We start from the raw sequence: 17,800 nt of genomic DNA, 5'->3' as shown, positions 1-17,800 counted from the left end.
GTATCAGAAAAGGGGATCTAAAGAAAGGCGACATACCCTAATAAGGATGAATGTCCCTAACCGAAGTATATCCCCGACAATTGAAGGCAAAGGAGGTACGGAATAGTTAATGGCTAACGTAGGTGAAGTAGTACAGGTCATTGGCGTGGTGGTGGACATTCGTTTTCCGCCCGGCCAGGTGCCTGATATTTATAACGCTGTTAAAATAACCAGCGAAAAAGAAGACGTATTCGGCAGAAAAATGGATCTTACCTTGGAAGTTGCCCAGCACTTGGGCAATAATATAGTCCGTTCCGTGGCCATGTCCACCACCGATGGTTTGGTGCGCGGCATGCATGCGGTAGATCTGGGCAAACCCATCAGCGTGCCTGTGGGCAACCCGGTGCTTGGCCGCATGGTGGACGTGTTGGGCAGGCCCATTGACGGTAAGGGTGAGATTAAGAGTGAGGGCGAATACCCCATTCACCGTCCGGCTCCCCTGCTGGTGGACCAGTCCACCAAGGCGGAGCAGCTGGAAACCGGCATCAAGGTTATCGACCTGATGGTGCCCTTCCTCAAGGGTGGTAAGGTAGGTATGTTCGGTGGCGCCGGTGTGGGCAAAACCGTTATCGTTATGGAGCTCATTAACAATATTGCCAGCCAGCACGGTGGTATTTCGGTGTTTGCCGGCGTGGGTGAGCGTACCCGTGAAGGAAACGACCTTTATCATGAAATGACTGAATCCGGTGTTATGCCGAAAACCACCATGGTGTTCGGCCAGATGAACGAGCCCCCCGGGGTGCGTCTCCGGGTTGCCCTGACCGGTCTTTGCATGGCTGAGTACTTCAGGGACGAGCTGGGTTCCGATACACTGCTGTTTATTGATAATATTTTCCGTTTCACCCAGGCCGGTTCCGAGGTTTCGGCTCTGTTGGGCCGGATGCCCTCCGCCGTGGGTTACCAGCCGACATTGGCTACTGAGATGGGTCAAATGCAGGAGCGGATTACCTCAACCAAGCAAGGCTCGGTTACCTCCGTGCAGGCCGTTTACGTGCCCGCCGACGACTTGACCGACCCCGCCCCGGCAACCACATTTGCCCACCTGGACGCCACCGTTGTGCTGTCCCGCCAGATCTCCGAGCTGGGCATCTATCCGGCTGTGGACCCGCTGGACTCCACGTCCAGGATTATGGACCCCAATATCGTCGGCCAGGAGCACTATGAAACAGCCCGCGGTGTGCAGCTGGTACTGCAGCGCTATAAAGAACTGCAGGACATTATTGCCATTCTGGGTATGGAAGAATTATCGGACGATGATAAAATGACTGTGGCCCGGGCCAGGAAACTGCAGCGTTTCCTCTCCCAGCCCTTCCACGTGGCGGAAACATTTACAGGCTATCCCGGTGCGTATGTATCACTGAAAGACAGTATCCGTGGATTCCAGGAAATCCTGGACGGTAAACACGATGAGCTGCCTGAGGATGCGTTCTACATGGTTGGCACCATTGAGGAGGCAGTAGCCAAGGCCAAAGGTATGGCAGGAGAAGGTGCATAGGCATGGCGGAAGAAAAACTGCAGCGGTTGGAAGTTGTCACACCCCAAAAAAAGACATACAGTCAGGATATTCGGTTTGTAGTACTGCCCGGCACAGAAGGCGAACTGGGTATTTTGCCCGAGCATGCCCCGCTGGTCAGTGCGCTTAAAATCGGCCTGGTTCGTGTGCAGCACGAAGGAAAAGTATTAAAGATAGCCGTCAGCGGCGGCTTTGCCGAGGTGCGCAACAGTAAAGTAACCGTTTTGGCCAACGCCGCCGAGCGGGAAGACCAAATCAATGTTCAGCGCGCCCAAGCCGCCAAAGAACGTGCCGAACAGCGCCTGTCCGCCCCAGGCTCGGACGTAGACACAGCCCGGGCCGAGGCCGCCCTGAAAAGAGCGCTCAACCGCCTCAAAGCAGGGGGTCAGGCTTAAACTTTCTTAAACTAACTGCTTGTGATGGTATATAACGATTAATATATCATCACGCTTAATTTAAAATGTTTAAGATTATCTTATAAAAAACGCTTGGGAATCGGCAGCCGCCGATTTCCCAAGCGTTTCTTTGTCTGCTTTGGTGTCGGTGCCAGGCACCGCGAAGCGGTGCCTGGCCCGACACCAGATGTTGAAAGATTGAGATGTTGAAAGATTCGCCTACTACTCCAAGAAAGTAGTTTTGCGACACTCCCTTTCCTTTCCGTATTCGGTAGGGTAACCTGAGGTCGTAATGAAGGTTCTTACTACTCATTATTCATCGCTCCTTCAAGGTCTGATAGGCTTCTCTTGCATAATGGGTTTTTAAAAATCGTATGTACCATAGATAAATTGGCAACAATAGGTAGCAGTAAGCCTAGCGATGGAGGAATATGGTGGAAAAACTGTTTATCCGGGGCGGCAAGCCTCTGTCCGGCACAGTACGGGTCAGCGGATCCAAAAATGCGGTACTGCCCATTATTGCGGCCTGCTTGCTGTCCACATCCCCGTGTATTCTGGAAGATATACCCGATCTGGCCGACGTTCATACAATTTGCCTTGTGCTGCGGCATCTGGGTGCTCGCATAGAACGCAGCGGCGCGGCACTAACAATTTATCCGCCGGAGAAGCCCAATACAGAGGCGCCATACGAGTTTGTCCGCCAAATGCGGGCATCGTTTCTGGTGATGGGACCGCTGCTGGCCCGTGCCGGCCTGGCGGCCATATCATTGCCCGGCGGCTGTGCCATAGGCAGCAGGCCTGTTGACCTTCATTTAAAGGGTCTGCAGATGTTGGGAGCTCGTATTGAACATGGCTATGGCAGTATTCGTGCCGAGGCCGCAAGAGGTGGATTGCGGGGCAACCGTGTCTACCTGGATTTTCCCAGCGTGGGTGCTACGGAAAACATTATTATGGGCGCCGTACTTGCCGAAGGGCAAACTATAATAGAAAATGCCGCTGAAGAACCGGAAGTAGTTGATTTAGCAAATTTTTTATGTGCTATGGGAGCGAAAATCAAGGGCGCCGGTACCAAAATAATAAAAATAACAGGCGTGCGGGATCTGCAAGGTGCTACTCATACCGTAATACCCGATCGTATTGAAGCAGGCACCTACCTGGTGGCCGCGGCAATTACCGGCGGTAATGTTCTGGTAGAAAATGTTATTGCCGATCATGTTAAGCCGGTTCTGGCCAAGTTGATGGAGATGGGCATAGCCGTTTATGAAGAACGCGATGGATTGCGGGTTATTGGCAGAAAAGAATATTGTGCGACAGATGTCAAAACCATGCCCTACCCCGGTTTTCCCACCGACATGCAGCCTCAGATCATGGCGCTTATGACTTGTGCCAAAGGTACCGGCATCATTACGGAAACAGTATTTGAAAACCGGTTTATGCATGTCAGTGAACTGAAACGCATGGGCGCGCGTATTAAAACGGCGGGCCGCAATGCGGTCATTCAGGGGCCGGCCGCACTGAGCGGGGCGCCTGTAAAAGCTACCGACTTGCGTGCCGGAGCGGCTTTGGTATTGGCCGGACTATGTGCGCAAGGTATCACAGAAATAAGCAACGTTCACCATATCGAACGAGGGTATGAAAATCTGCTGGAAAAACTCCAAAGCCTGGGTGCTGAAATATGGCAGGCTTAAAGAAGCAGCCGGCGGAAGAAAATTGAATTCCCATTGAACTCCTATTGAATCCCCATAGCCGGGAGCGGAGCGATTTCATTCTATCCTGAAAAATAGCGTTAGGTAATTTTATCCCCTGATGGTGCCGTGTTGACGGCATGGTGGTCTTTTATGACAATTGAAAGTTATTTTGCCGGACTTAAGAAGCATAACCAAGCCCGCTTCGTTTAAGCCCCTGCTATTTAGGTAATAATTACCTATAAGGACTCATATACTGCTTTAGCAGTCATTATAATGACTGTGGGTGAGAGATTGCCACGACCCTTCACTATTTGCTATTCGCAATGGGCAACGGACTTATATTTTCATTTTTTTCACGGTGTCGTGTTTAGCGGTATGGATGTCTGCTTAAGCCAGGCGAACCGTCCCCCTGGAAGAACCCTGGAAGGGTGAGAAGCGCATGCGTAGAATATTTATAATTACGTTGATGCTGGCATTGCTGCTGGCATTGGGGCTGCCCTGGGTGGCGCAGCGAATGATGGAGCCAAGGGTACGTGAAGAAGGTACTATTGTGCGGCTGTACAGGCATGAAACGGATAGCGTTGAACTAATATCACTGGAGGATTATGTTACGGGTGTGGTGGCTGCCGAAATGCCCGCGGTATTTCCCTCTGAAGCATTAAAAGCGCAAGCGGTGGCGGCCCGGACTTATATTGTCAAGCGTATGGTGGCGGGCGGGCTGGTGAATAGCTGCCATGAGGGCGCGGATACCTGCGATGACCCCAGTCATGCCCAGGGGTTTTTAACAAGGGAGGCGATGAAAGAACGTTGGGGTGCGCTAAAATACTATCAATATTATTATAAAATACGAATGGCCGTGGATGATACGGAAGGTGAAATTATTACCTATCAGGGGCGGCCGATTGACCCTGTGTTTCATGCTTCCTGTGGCGGGCATACCGAAAATGCCGAGGATGTATGGAAGTTTGATGTGCCTTACTTGCGCGGCGTAGACTGTCCTTATGAAACCGATCCCGAACCGGTTCGCCAGATGAGCATAGCGAAGAATCAGGTGGAAAAAGCATTGGGTATAGACCTGCAGTCCGTTTCGGTTGCCGCCGGCCGGGATCAAATTATCAAGGTGGTTGAAAGCACGGCCACCGGCAGACCTAAAGTCTTATTGATCAATGACCGGCGCATATCCGCCTCGGAAGTGCGACAAAAGTTAGGTTTGCGTTCTACTGATTTTTCCTGGCAGTTTAAGGACGACCAAGTTATTTTTGAAACAGTTGGCTACGGACATGGTGTGGGTATGTGTCAGTACGGCGCTCGTGGCTTGGCGGAACATGGTCATGATTATAAACAAATAATTAATCATTATTATACAGGTGTTCAGATTAACAATATCAACGATAATTAAAATCGATCAAAATTAAGTTGCGCCGTCCATCGCAGTCTATCGTATGTATGAAAAACTAAAGATGGGTCACAATAAATTCATTGGTAAGTGACAGTACAATGGAGTTCCCGATAAGCATAAAATTAAGGGGGAAGAATTTATGTGGCCTTTGGGCAAAGGACTGCGCGGCCAAAACGCACCGGAGAAGCATAGACAATGGTTGAGGCGCTGGTTAATGGGGATTATTAACAAGCCCTCGTTTTGTAGTTTTCGGCAATCTTAAAAGTGCTTCAAGCTTAAAATCCGACGTTATTCAGATTTGACTGCTATACGGCAAAAATTTGCAGGTCAGGTCAGCGGAGCCGTGGGAATGCTTCAATTGTCCTCCAAACGCAGCAAAGGGGCGTATGGAAGACAATGGAATCGTTCCCGCGGCTTTTTCTGGTATATTTCTGGTATATAAATGTATTTTAAGTGTATTCCCCCTGCGAGAGCATTTCTGTCCCGTCGCTGCATATAATGTACTAAATGCCCGGGGAGGTAAAGCAATGCAGGAATAAATCCAAAAGCGGGTTCTTGAAATTTGCGCCTATATATTGGAAACACAAGCCACCGTGCGCCAGGCGGCCCAAATCTTCGGCGTTAGCAAAAGCACCGTACAGACAGTATTAATAATCGGTGTCGGTTGCAATGGCTAAACTGTTATATGAAATAATGAAAACATTGAAAACCTGCCTTGTTTATCGAGGCAGGTTTTGTTATGCCAAAATCGTAAAATCAGTGTTACACGATTGTGTGATTTTTAATGTTCATTTTGTAATAAAAATGTGATTTGCCTTGATTGATATTTGAGATTTGGTTATATTATAAATAATAATGTGATTATGGAACTCAAGATATGTATAATTATGTGTTATCTTGGAGGTGACGCTATGGAAAGACTGGCTATGCAAAAACTGCTGGACTGGAAAAACTCCAAATATCGAAAGCCCCTCATTTTAAAGGGGGTGCGTCAGGTGGGAAAGACCTGGCTTCTCAAGGAATTCGCAAAACGCCACTATGGAAACATGGCTTATTTCAACTTTGACGAACACCCGGAATACAAGCAGTTTTTTGAAAGCACCAAGGATGTGGAGCGTATCCTGCAAAACCTGATGATGGCCAGCGGCGAGGTTATTAAACGGGATCACCCGGAGGACACGCTCATTGTGTTCGATGAAATTCAGGAATGCCCGAACGCACTGAATACATTAAAATATTTCTGCGAGAACACGCCCCATTATCATGTGGCCTGTGCAGGATCGTTATTAGGCATTACTTTTCCCAAACCTGCATCGTTTCCCGTTGGCAAGGTGGATTTTTTGGAAATCATGCCGATGACCTTTACGGAATTTTTAATGGCTAACGGTGATGGGAATTTTGCAAATTACATGAAAAGCGTAGATAGGATTCAGCCAATCCCGGAAGCGTTTTTCAACCCACTGTATGAGAAATTAAAGATGTACTTTGTAACAGGGGGCATGCCGGAATCCGTTCGCTCCTGGGCGCAAGACCGGGATGTGGAGCTGATGCAGCAGGTTCTGTCTAATATTTTGGGAGCCTACGAACGTGATTTTGCCAAGCACCCCGACCCCAAGGATTTTCCGAAAATATCGCTGATCTGGAAATCCATTCCGTCCCAGCTTGCGAGGGAGAATAAGAAGTTTATCTATAAGGTTGTTAAGGAAGGAGCCAGAGCGAGGGAATATGAAGATGCCCTGCAATGGCTATGCGATGCAAACTTGACTTATAAAATATACCGCAGTACCGCCCCGGGACTGCCTATTTCAGCCTACGATGATTTATCTGCCTTTAAGCTATATATGGCAGATGTGGGACTGCTGCGCCGCTTGTCTCTTTTGGCTCCCTCTGCTTTTGGCGAGGGGAACAGGTTGTTTGTAGAGTTTAAGGGTGCTTTAAGTGAGAATTATGTCCTGCAAGCCCTGCGGAACGGGTTTGAAGCCATGCCCCGGTATTGGATTGTTGAAAACCCCAGATATGAAGTAGACTTTCTGATTCAAAGAGAAAACGACATTTTGCCGGTGGAAGTAAAATCGGAGAGCAATGTGAAAAGCAGAAGCCTTAAAAAATACAAAGAAAAATACGAAGATAAGGTAAAGCTTCGTGTTCGATTTTCATTAAATAACCTGCGCATTGATGATGACCTGCTGAATATTCCGTTGTTTATGGCGGATCATGCGGATAGGTTGATTGGGATGGCTTTGGAGCAATTAAAATATTAAGCAAAATTGTGGCCGGTGATAATGCGCCGGTTTCTACGGCAAGGCGTGACCGCGGGAACGGGTGCATGTGGAAAAATATTTTGCGGTTTTTTCGCTGTACCGGGTAAAAATAGATTGGCGTTCTACACTCTAAACGCAACGGAGGGGCGCGTGGAAGACAACAGAATCGTTCAACGGAATCGTTCCCGCGGCTTTTTTTGGTATATTTCTGGTATATAAATGTATTTTAAGTGTATTCACCCTGCGAGAGCATTTCTGCCCCGTCGCTGCATATAATGTACTAAATGCCCGGGGAGGTAAAGCAATGCAGGAATACATCCAAAAGCGGGTTCTTGAAATTTGCACCTATATATTGGAAACACAAGCCACCGTGCGCCAGGCGGCCCAAATCTTCGGTGTTAGCAAAAGCACCGTACATAAAGATATGACAGAAAGGCTTCCTTCATTAAACAAAGAACTTGCTAAGCAGATAAAAAAAGTTTTAGATTACAATAAGTCGGAAAGACATCTGCGTGGCGGAGAAGCCACACGAAAAAAATATCGGCAGCAGTAAAAACAAAATCGGCATAACCTGGAGGATTTTGTCCCGATAAGTAGAATTATACCTAACGAGTGGGTGTCCGTATTTTACTGTAAATAATGCTGTTCGCAGTGAAATTACTGCGAACAGCTGTCGTTTGGCAATCGGAAAGGGGACAAGTTTAGATGCTCCACATGGGTGCCGATATTGGTATTGACTTGGGCACGGCTAATATAATCGTGTATGTTAAAGGCAGAGGTATTGTTTTAAAAGAACCATCGGTGGTGGCTATAGACAATTCCACGGGTAAAGTGATAGCCGTGGGGGCAAAAGCAAGGCGTATGCTGGGCCGAACCCCGGGTAATATAGTAGCCATCCGGCCGCTTCGCGATGGTGTCATCGCCGATTACGACGTAACCGAAAAGATGCTCCGCTACTTTATTGGCAAAGCTAACGGCCATAGATTAGTATTTAAGCCTCGTGTTATGGTATGCATACCCTCCGGTGTCACCGGGGTGGAGGAGCGGGCCGTTAAGCAGGCCACTATCCAAGCGGGTGCAAGACGGTCTTATCTAATTGAGGAACCACTGGCCGCCGCATTGGGGGCCGGCCTGGACATAGCGCAGCCGGGCGGTACCATGGTGGTAGATATCGGCGGCGGCACAACCGACGTAGCCGTGCTTTCCCTGGGGGGCATTGTGATCAGCCGCTCGCTCAGGCTGGGCGGTGATAAGTTTGATGAAGCCATTGTTAAATACATACGCAAGGAATTTAACCTGGCTATTGGCGAGCGCACCGGGGAAGAAATTAAAATGGAAATTGCCAACGCTTGCCCGGATGAAACATCAATGGTAGATATGCAAGTAAGGGGAAGGGATTTGCTGGATGGCCTTCCTAAGGCAATAACCGTAACCAGTTGTCAGATACGCGATGCTATAAGTGAAAACCTGTCGCTGGTGGTAAATACCGTAAAAGAAGTGCTGGAGTTAACTCCACCGGAGTTAGCCGCGGATATAATGGACAAGGGTATCGTGCTCACGGGCGGCGGGGCGTTGCTTCAGGACATTGATAAGTTAATCGCGCGTGAAACCGGGCTCAATATTATAATAGCCGAGGATCCTCTCTCCTGTGTGGCCGTGGGCACCGGGCGAGCCTTGACTATGTTGAATGTGCTTAAATCACAGCAGAATAGAAAAGTGGTGCTCAAAGCCATAAAGTCGAATGCTAAACAGTTATACTAATTGAAATACGGAAATGAATTTTTACCGGCCGTCCGTTAGGACGGTTTTGAATTTTATACAATAAAAGACTGATTTCACTCAAAAAGTCTACTATTAAGCAATTGCGGACTATATATAGCACGGTATCGTCAAAGTCATTACATTGATCAATATTTATGTTTAATAAAATTTGTTTATCTATATATTGTAGAAAAAATTCGATTTTGACGGCGCCCCACTATATATGGGTCTATTCTCCCGCATAGGATGACTGTATGATGACTGTATATTGTAGATACTTTGCTAAAACATGGATTTATGCAGTTAAGTCAAGATTATCGAATAAAAATTAGCGGAACAAAAAATAATTTAGTACGTCTATAATATGTCGTTCCATGTGAAGTGAGAAATTAATATTAAATTTTTTGGAGGTAAAGCTGTGAATATTTTTAAAAGGTGGTCAAATTGGGCATTAATTTGGGTTTTGGCCATTAGCTTCCCCGGTGTTGCTTTTGCCGATTCGGAAGCAACCAGTGTGGTTATGACATTGGGACAAAAAAACTATTACGTCGATGAAGCGGCCTGTAGTATGCAAGTGGCGCCATCTGTCCATGAGGGTGTGACTATGGTCCCTCTGCGCGTAATTTCTGAAATTTTTGGAGCGGATATATCCTGGGAAAGTTATACAGGTATTATCAGACTGAAATTGGACGACGGTCAGACAATACAAATTGATACCCGTATCAGTAAAGCTTTTATTGATAATACTTCAACCGCTATTGACGCTCCGACATTGATACAGGACGGCAGTGCTTTGGTTCCGCTGCGGTTTTTAGCGCAAAATATGAATTATCAGGTTAACTATAACACAAGCACAAAGGAAATCCGGATTGAAAAATTACCGCCTCCCAATCAGCCCCCTGTTGCCTCGTTCAAGCTGGCAAAGGAAACCTTTGCCCAGGGCGAAATGATAGTATATGAAGATGAAAGCTATGACCCCGATGGCGATGAAATTATGGAAAGAAAATGGGAAGGCGGGGAAAACGCGTTTTTCCAGCCGGGTGAATATGAAATATCCCTTACGGTCAAGGATAAACGCGGTGCGTGGAGTGAACCCTTTTCCCAAGTAATAGAGGTAACCGAAGAAGTGGCCATGGATGAATTGACCTACCATTTCAATAACCCCGTCTTGGGCAAATCTTTGGATGTTACGAAGATACCCGTACTAAGCCTGGATACATTAGATGGAATTGTCACTCAGCGCAAAGAAAGTGTTATCATCAGCGATTGCCCGGAAACCTTTAAAAGAGACGGGATCTTGTACCAGGATGAAGTTATTGGCGACAACCGTATTCTGTACCACCACGCCAACGGCACAAGCCAACCTAAAAAGGTTTATTTATTGGCGATCAATAATGGTTCCGAGCCCGCCACGTTAACGGTGAAAAGGCAGGGTATGGCGGGACCGTCCGATCCTATGCGAGTGGGCCGATTGGCTGCCTATAATTTCTTGGCCTATGATCAATCCAAACCATATTCCCTGGACGTGCAGCCGGGTGAAAAAATTATCATTAACAAGGATAACAATAGTCCAATCAAGCCCAATCAGACCGTGCACGGCATTTTTGATGTCAGTTCGGACAGCTGCTTAACTTTTGCGATCATTGCCGTAGGAAAACAAGACCCTATAAATGACTTTGATCAATTAATTATGCTTCCGCGCGAGGAAACCCATACCAGGGGCACCTTTGAATTGCCCAGCCGCAATATGACGGTGCGGATAATTGACGACAAGCCCTCCAGGCTGGTCATTGCGGACGGAAAAGATGATACATTCCTTTACGGCAAGGATATAACCAGCGGCCGAAGTGTAGTTTACACAAGAAATGTCGGTAACTATGGAGTGGTCTACAATTTTGTCATAGAGTCCGATCACAGGGTTGGTCTATTGCTGAACCCCAGGGGCGGCGCCTTTGCCGGGGCGGGCAGTTGGGATGGCAAGCCATTTTATATACCCGATGACGGGGTAATGAAAACAAAAGAAGAAGCCGCTCTCATCGGCATTATCGAACCGGGGCAGCAGAAAGTGCTGCAGTTCATTCCGCCGGGCGGATCGTATCTGCCTGTAAATATATTATGCATTCCATTTTAAACGAATTAGCTAATACGTCCGGCTGCTTCCGGCGCTGACTTGGCCGTTTATATACTACTCAAAGAGAGGGATTGCTTCGTCGCAAGCTCCTCGCAATGGCAGGGGAGGATGGCACAGGCTTTTTGCAATGACAGGGCTGATGATGTAAGCCTTTTGCATGACAATAGTAAAGTTAAGGTTTGGCTGTTAAATATTCGCTATTTTGGACAAAGGGTTTGCTCAATTTTCCGTAGAAGATGGAGCTTAGCGCTAATACAACCACGTTTTCCGTCGCTACGAGGAGCGAAACGACGTGGCAATCTCAAGTTTTTCTTTTGTGCTTGGTAAGGGGGGGGTGTTTACGATAAATCCCAAAAAGGCGCTAGTGCTTGTGGCGCTGGCCGTGATAGCTTTTTTATTAATCAACTGGTCGTCTGATGTTAATCCGAACTCCGATGATGTGGAAGAAAAGAACGGTGCAGTTGTCGATGAAACATTGGAATTGTATAACATACAGCTGGAACGCCCGCTCAGCAGCAGCGAAAGTGATGAATTGGCCCGGAAAGTCGACTGGATGGGGCGGCTTGACGGCGATTCCATACTGGTGCGCACCGGTGCGAAAAATTTAGATAAACTCAAAGAACTGCCATATATCCAGAAAATCAATACATATCAGCCGGAAGAAAAGATGACCGGGGAATTAAAAGACAGTGCCGAAAAAAATCCAACCGACAGTGTACAGTCACCGAACGAAAAACAAATTGAATTAACACTTACCCTGGTTAAAGCGGAAGATAAACCATATGTCGTTGAACTGGTCGAGCAGCTTGGCGGTGTGACCACAAACGGTAAAGATACAGCTGATTGCTACCTTAGAGTGCGGCTTCCATTCACTAACCTTGAGCAGGCGGCGGCTTCTTCACAGGTACTATATATAGAGCAATATAGTCAGCCGGAGTTTTTAAATGATCGGGCTAGGGATGTCACCGGGGCTGCTCCGCTGTCAATACCTAATTTTTTTACACCGGGCGGGCTTACAGGGAAAAATACAATTGTCGGATTGGCCGACAGTGGTCTTGATACCGGTAAATTAGGTACCCTGCACCCCGACCTGCGCAACGATAACGGTAAAAGACCGCGGGTGCTGATGATTAACTCTCTGGCGGGTGTCGAGCAACCCGTGGACAAAATTGGGCACGGTACACATATGGCGGGCACCATTGCAGGCAGCGGAGCGGCTTCCGGCGGCAAATACGCCGGTATAGCTCCGGATGCAAGCATATACTTCCAGGGTATAGTGGACGCCAACGGCGCTATAATCCCCCCTCATGACCTGAATAGGCTTTTTATGCCTGCCTATGATGCAGGGGTGCGTATCCATGTCAACGGCTGGGGGAGCAAAAACAATCAATATATCAGCTCCTCCAGCCAGGTGGACGAATTTGTGCGCCGGCATGCTGATTTTCTGCCGATTTTCGGGTCGGGCAATTTCGGACCGAGCGCCGGCACTCTGACAGCCGAAGCCAACAGTAAAAATGCGCTGGTGATCGGCGCCTCCCGCAGTCCCAGGCCGGTTTTTGATAATGACACCGGCAGTACATTCCAGGCGGCCGAGTTTTCCAGCGGCGGTCCAACTGCTGACGGCAGAATCAAGCCCGAGCTGCTGGCCCCGGGAACTTCCATTATTTCCGCCTGCTCCAGCCTGGTGGAAAGCAACCTGCCCAATCGGGAAGAATACACCAGGATGCAGGGAACCAGTATGGCCACGGCTGTGGCAGGGGGCAATGCAATATTGTTGGCCGAATATTTTCAGCGTTACACGGACTTTGATGAGCCATCGGCGGCTTTGTTCAAGGCAGTGTTAATCAATGGCGCCCGATCTCTGGAAGGTGATGTGCAGAGAGTCGGCTTTGGTCTGTTGGATATGGCGGGAACCGTGCTGGCGCTGCAGCAAGGACTTTTCGAGTTGGAGGACGACCGAAGCGGGATTGCTGAAGGGGATACGAAAACCAGTGAATTTAATATTGAATCCTCTGCAACTCCGTTTAAGGCAACCCTGGCCTGGACAGACCCCCCGGCGATGCCGGGCGCCAAAAAAACACTGGTTAATAATTTGGATCTGGTCGTAACCGGCCCGGACGGCAAAAAATATTTGGGCAATGACAGCAGCGGGCGCGGGGACCAGGATGATAAGAACAACGTTGAACAAGTAATTATCAATAAACCCGCACCCGGAAAATATAAAATAGAAGTGCATGGAACATCGGTTGATGCCAAGGCTTCAACAGTTTTAAACATGGATAAACAGGATTTTGCTCTGGCGTACGGGCAGCCGCCTTTGCAAGACGTTGTCGCCCAAGATGAAAAAGACAAATTAAAATTGACCTCCGGCAAAACAATAGATAAGCCGGAAAATATAAAGACCGCCTTAAACGGTAAAATTGTGTCCGGGGACATTCTTCCCGGTTCCGATATTTACCTGAGCGGCTTGTCCGAGACACCGGAGACTGCTCTTGCGGTTGGCCGGAGCTGGCAGGCGTCCGGGATTAAGGCGCTTTCCTCCGATGTGGGCACAATAATGGTTAGAATCAACAGCGATTATAGGGAGGGGGGGTATTATATCGATGAACATGCTCAAAACACTATCAAGCTCAACGGAATTAAACTGTCCAGCGGCGTTGGCATACCGCCGGGCGCAAGTATTGAATCATCGATAAACCCCACCACTCAAAAGTTGTGGCAGGTGCGGGCATCGAGCCAGGAAGTGGAAGGAGTTGTAAAAAGTCTGGATTGGGATAACCGGCAACTGGAATTACTGAATTATAAAGAACAGTTTACTGTTGCTTCCGAACTGAACGTAATCTTTAACGATCAAATCGCCGGTGGCGATCCCGAATCAGCTCCTTTCGGTGCTCCCGTACCTGGAGACAAGACTAACATTGTGCCGGGCATGCCTGTCCGCCTGATATTGGGCCAGGACGGTTTGGTTTATCATATGGAGGTTGAACGCCGGGTTATCTTAGGCAATATCAGTGCTGTTAACGATAAGGACGGGAAATTTTCTTTAACAACCGGTGGAGAATATCGGGTATTACCGGGGATAAAACTTGTGCGGGATAATCAGGAAGTCCCGCTTTCGGCGCTGCAGCCGGGTGATTTGGTTATGGGGGTAATTGTTCCGGGCGGCAACAATGCGCTTACACTTTCGGCCTACTCAACTTGTATATACGGGCGCGTATATTTTGCGGGCCAAAATACATTATATATTACCGACAACAATCTGCTGAACCGGGAATACAAGTTTACCCGGGATACCCTGGTTTACCGCTGGGGCCTGGCTTCGGATACCGCGCTGCTGGCGCCGGGCCAGTGGGCCCGGCTGATAATCAATCCCCAAAACGGTATTCTTCTAAGGGTTGACATTGCGGAAACCGAGTTCCAGGGCCGGGAGGTTGTCGGGTCTTATAACCGGAAGGACAATCTGCTTATTACAAAATCCGGTCATCGCTATATCATTACTGCCAAAACGTCAATAAGCAAAAATGGTTATCCGGTGCAAGCCGTGGACTTGCTGCCGGGGGAAGAGGTTGACCTGGTTGCCTTGCACGGGCGGGATGATAATCCCCGGACGCTTGCTTTAATAGAAGCCCACAGTCCTCCGGAAGCCGCTGATTTGAGCCTGCTGGTTGAATCAACCATTCCGTTTGAAGAATTTTGCATTGTCAAAGGGAAAACATCGGCCTCCAGGCTGATAGCCTGGCGCGCGGACGGCGGATCGGAAGCGGTAACGTTAACAAACGGCGAGTTTTATTACCCTGTCTATTACCCCAACGGGGGCGGGGTGCAGCTGGTGGCGGTTGACGAAAAAACCGGTGCTGTCACCGGGGTGCGGGTTAAGCTGCCGGACCACCAGGGCATGTTTTTTAACGACGTAACCGGGCATTGGGCCGAGATAGATATATTGGGTCTGGCTTCCAGGAACATGCTTGAGGGCTATGGCGATAACAGCTTCCGGCCCGATCGGCCCATATCAAGAGCTGAGTTTACCGTTATGCTGAGCCGGCTGCTGGGGGGGCACAATAACGACATGCCGCAGCTTGGCTATGAAGATAACGCTGAGATACCGGAATGGGCAATAAGCTCCGTACGGGTGGCCAATGGCCGGGGCCTGGTTACGGGCTACGAGGACAACACGTTCCGCCCCCGGGCACTGCTTAACAGGGCGGAAGCGGCGGTTATGTTTGTTCGGTTGGCTCAAGTTCTGAATGTCGCATCGGATGAAAAGGAGCCGCCCCCCGAATATGGCGATGCGCAAAGCATACCCGATTGGGCGCGCACCAGCGTAAATGCTGCCGGGCAGGCAGGCCTGCTGGGTGGCAGGACGGACGGCAAGTTTGCACCGCAGGCGAACATTACCCGCGCGGAAACAGCGGCGGTGTTAAACCGGCTGCTGTACCGGGTAAGCAGGCAATTGCGGGAGTGACGCTATGGCAATAGATGTGATATAATTTAAGCTAAGAAAGTACCTCCTATTCCATATCGAAAGGAGAATCAATATGGACAACGATAAATTTCAAGAGCTGGTACTCCAGCAATTCCAAGCCATGGACAAGCGCTTTGAAACCATTACAGGTGAACTGCAATCCCTAAAAGAAGGCCAGACCCGCCTGGTAACCCGCATGGACAAGCTGGAAGAAGGTCAGACCCACCTGGTAACCCGCATGGACAAGCTTGAAAAATCCCAGGAAATACTGGCAACAGAAGTCATAGCCATCAAAACCGATGTACAGAAAGTAAAGTCCACTGTTATCCGTATTGAGCAAGATCATGGTACCCAGCTCGGCGCCCTCATAGCTGGCCATAGGCAAAATACCGAAATACTTGACCGTCATACCGAGCAACTTAACCGCATTGAAGATAAAATCGAAAGCCATGATATACAGATTTCTATACTGGACAAAACTAAAGCTAATAGGCGTAAAGCAAAGTGATTATCTGTAAAAGTAAAGATGACATTATCATTTATTACCGATTGTCGTCCGCAATTTAAATAATGAGGTGATATAAATGGCTATCGACAAGCTGTATGAAGAAATAAAGCGTTTACCTTTTAAACAAAAAAAGAACTATTTAAACGTTTAGGATTAGAACCTAAGAAAACAAGGGCTTTAGACGAATTAATAGGTATTGCCGATGGACCAAAGAATAAAGGCTTATCGGTGCTTTCGCCGAAGGAACCGAGAACCTAGCTGAACAACGGCAAAGGCAGACAGCTTAATCTGCTGTCTGCCTCGCCAAATTACCATGGTTCACAAAATATCCCTATGGGAGGGAGCAAACTTTGCTCCCTCCTTATTTCTTATTACACTCGCGTCGCCCCTTGTCATTACTATGAATAAAACCTGCGGATGCCTAGAGTGCGTCATTGCGAGGAGCGAAGCGACGCGGCAATCTCATCCACTTAATTCTCCAGCCAAATAACAATGGTCTGCTTGCCGGTGTCACTTTCCCAGGTTTTCAGCTGCTGCTCAATGGCATTCATTTTTGAGGTCAATTCTTCCTGTTTTGCGGCATCGTCACTGCTCTTTAGCTGAGCGGCCAGAGATTGATATTGTTCCACCTGCTTGTTATATTGATCGCCGATATTCTTGCTGCTTTCATCCTTATTAATCACAGTGCCGACAGTCTTAAGATCATTTACCAAATTGCCGGCTTTATCCCGGTCAATCGTCATTTCATATCCTGTGAGAGATCCCTCGGCGGTATTCTGCGACCCCGTTTGCCTGATGCTTGCTTTATACTTCTCTGCCAGTGAGTTTACCCGTTCCCGCGCTGTATCGGGCTCCTCAACCCTGGCCTTGATCAGGGTGCTTCTGATAATCCGTTCCTTATCAACGCTAAGCAAAGCGACCATCTCCGGGGTTTGCCGGATATCAGCCGGTGGTTTGGGTGTTTGTGGAGTGTTATTCACGGTTGTTTCAGACGGAGTATTTTTAACATCATTTTCGCCCTGATTGTTTGGGGTATCGGAGTTGCCCTTATTATTATCCGTGCCGCCGGTAGCGCCATTATTGGTCTCCGGTATTTGTCCGAGGTTGTCTCCGTGATTATTTGCCGCTATTTTAGTACCATTATTATCTGAATTAATTTCCTCCAGCTGAACTTTGTTATTATCAGCCATCTGTACCCTGGTAACCAGATTTGCTTGTGTGACCATGGCATAGCTTGCACCGGCAACCAGAATAGTGGCAGCCGCCGCGGCAATACCGCGTTTCCAGCTGGCCGCAACACTTCTCCATCGCCACAAGCCGCCCTTACCGTCATTGCCGGCAGCGAAGCGCGTCGATCCCTCATTATTGTCATTGCGAGCGGAGCGCGGCAATCCCGCTTCCGGTTCGGCAATACGTGCCATAACCGCGGCAGACAGCCCTTCGGGCGCGGACATTTCCATCGCGCAAGCGCGCAGTTCGGTTTGGATTTCCCGCAAAATCGCCAGATGCTCCCGGCAGGCGGCGCACTCGCCCAGATGCTTCTCCACCTTCTCGGCCTCGCCGCGATCCAACTCGCCGTCCAGCCAGGCAGAAATTAAGTCATGCATGTAATTGTTGCATTTCATAATATATCACCGCCATAA

The 17,800-nt window shown here is 48.6% G+C and carries 11 protein-coding genes and 1 pseudogene; 11 read left to right on the top strand and 1 reads right to left on the bottom strand.

What is annotated here, in order from left to right:
• Positions 1–109: 109 nt before the first annotated feature.
• The 11 genes and pseudogenes from atpD to ABDB91_RS19330 all read left to right on the top strand — a co-directional run bounded on the left by atpD (position 110) and on the right by ABDB91_RS19330 (position 16,157).
• Positions 110–1,534 (top strand): F0F1 ATP synthase subunit beta, encoded by a 1,425-nt coding sequence (gene atpD / locus ABDB91_RS19380; protein ID WP_347489360.1) that lies wholly within the window; start codon positions 110–112, stop codon positions 1,532–1,534.
• 2 nt (positions 1,535–1,536) lie between these two features.
• Positions 1,537–1,947 carry a F0F1 ATP synthase subunit epsilon gene (locus ABDB91_RS19375; RefSeq protein WP_347489359.1) on the top strand — a complete coding sequence of 137 codons (411 nt, stop codon included), beginning with the start codon at positions 1,537–1,539 and terminating at the stop codon, positions 1,945–1,947.
• A gap of 434 nt (positions 1,948–2,381) precedes the next feature.
• On the top strand, positions 2,382–3,635 hold the full coding sequence (murA, locus tag ABDB91_RS19370) for a UDP-N-acetylglucosamine 1-carboxyvinyltransferase (protein ID WP_347491669.1): 1,254 nt from the start codon (positions 2,382–2,384) through the stop codon (positions 3,633–3,635).
• Positions 3,636–4,074: 439 nt separating this feature from the next.
• Positions 4,075–5,034 (top strand): stage II sporulation protein D, encoded by a 960-nt coding sequence (gene spoIID / locus ABDB91_RS19365; RefSeq protein WP_347489358.1) that lies wholly within the window; start codon positions 4,075–4,077, stop codon positions 5,032–5,034.
• A gap of 539 nt (positions 5,035–5,573) precedes the next feature.
• Positions 5,574–5,672: pseudogene (locus ABDB91_RS19360) on the top strand (sporulation transcriptional regulator SpoIIID); the annotation flags it as partial.
• Between the two features lie 273 nt (positions 5,673–5,945).
• The gene (locus ABDB91_RS19355) at positions 5,946–7,295 is read left to right on the top strand and encodes an ATP-binding protein (protein WP_347489357.1); all 1,350 of its coding nucleotides are present in this window, start codon (positions 5,946–5,948) and stop codon (positions 7,293–7,295) included.
• Positions 7,296–7,599: 304 nt separating this feature from the next.
• Positions 7,600–7,848 carry a sporulation transcriptional regulator SpoIIID gene (gene spoIIID, locus ABDB91_RS19350; protein WP_347489356.1) on the top strand — a complete coding sequence of 83 codons (249 nt, stop codon included), beginning with the start codon at positions 7,600–7,602 and terminating at the stop codon, positions 7,846–7,848.
• A 152-nt stretch (positions 7,849–8,000) separates the two neighbouring features.
• On the top strand, positions 8,001–9,056 hold the full coding sequence (gene mreB, locus ABDB91_RS19345; protein WP_347489355.1) for a rod shape-determining protein MreB: 1,056 nt from the start codon (positions 8,001–8,003) through the stop codon (positions 9,054–9,056).
• 418 nt (positions 9,057–9,474) lie between these two features.
• The gene (locus ABDB91_RS19340; protein ID WP_347489353.1) at positions 9,475–11,187 is read left to right on the top strand and encodes a stalk domain-containing protein; all 1,713 of its coding nucleotides are present in this window, start codon (positions 9,475–9,477) and stop codon (positions 11,185–11,187) included.
• 292 nt (positions 11,188–11,479) lie between these two features.
• Positions 11,480–15,649, top strand: coding sequence for a S8 family serine peptidase (locus ABDB91_RS19335; RefSeq protein WP_347489352.1), 4,170 nt, complete (start codon positions 11,480–11,482; stop codon positions 15,647–15,649).
• Between the two features lie 73 nt (positions 15,650–15,722).
• Positions 15,723–16,157 (top strand): hypothetical protein, encoded by a 435-nt coding sequence (locus ABDB91_RS19330; RefSeq protein WP_347489351.1) that lies wholly within the window; start codon positions 15,723–15,725, stop codon positions 16,155–16,157.
• A gap of 470 nt (positions 16,158–16,627) precedes the next feature.
• Here ABDB91_RS19330 and ABDB91_RS19325 read toward each other — a convergent pair whose 3' ends face one another.
• Positions 16,628–17,782: a zf-HC2 domain-containing protein gene (locus tag ABDB91_RS19325; RefSeq protein ID WP_347489350.1), complete on the bottom strand. Its 1,155-nt coding sequence runs from the start codon at positions 17,780–17,782 to the stop codon at positions 16,628–16,630.
• Positions 17,783–17,800: the final 18 nt, after the last annotated feature.

The organism is Desulfoscipio sp. XC116, from assembly GCF_039851975.1.
GTDB lineage: Bacteria > Bacillota > Desulfotomaculia > Desulfotomaculales > Desulfallaceae > Sporotomaculum.
This window is presented reverse-complemented; position numbering and strand designations above follow the sequence as displayed.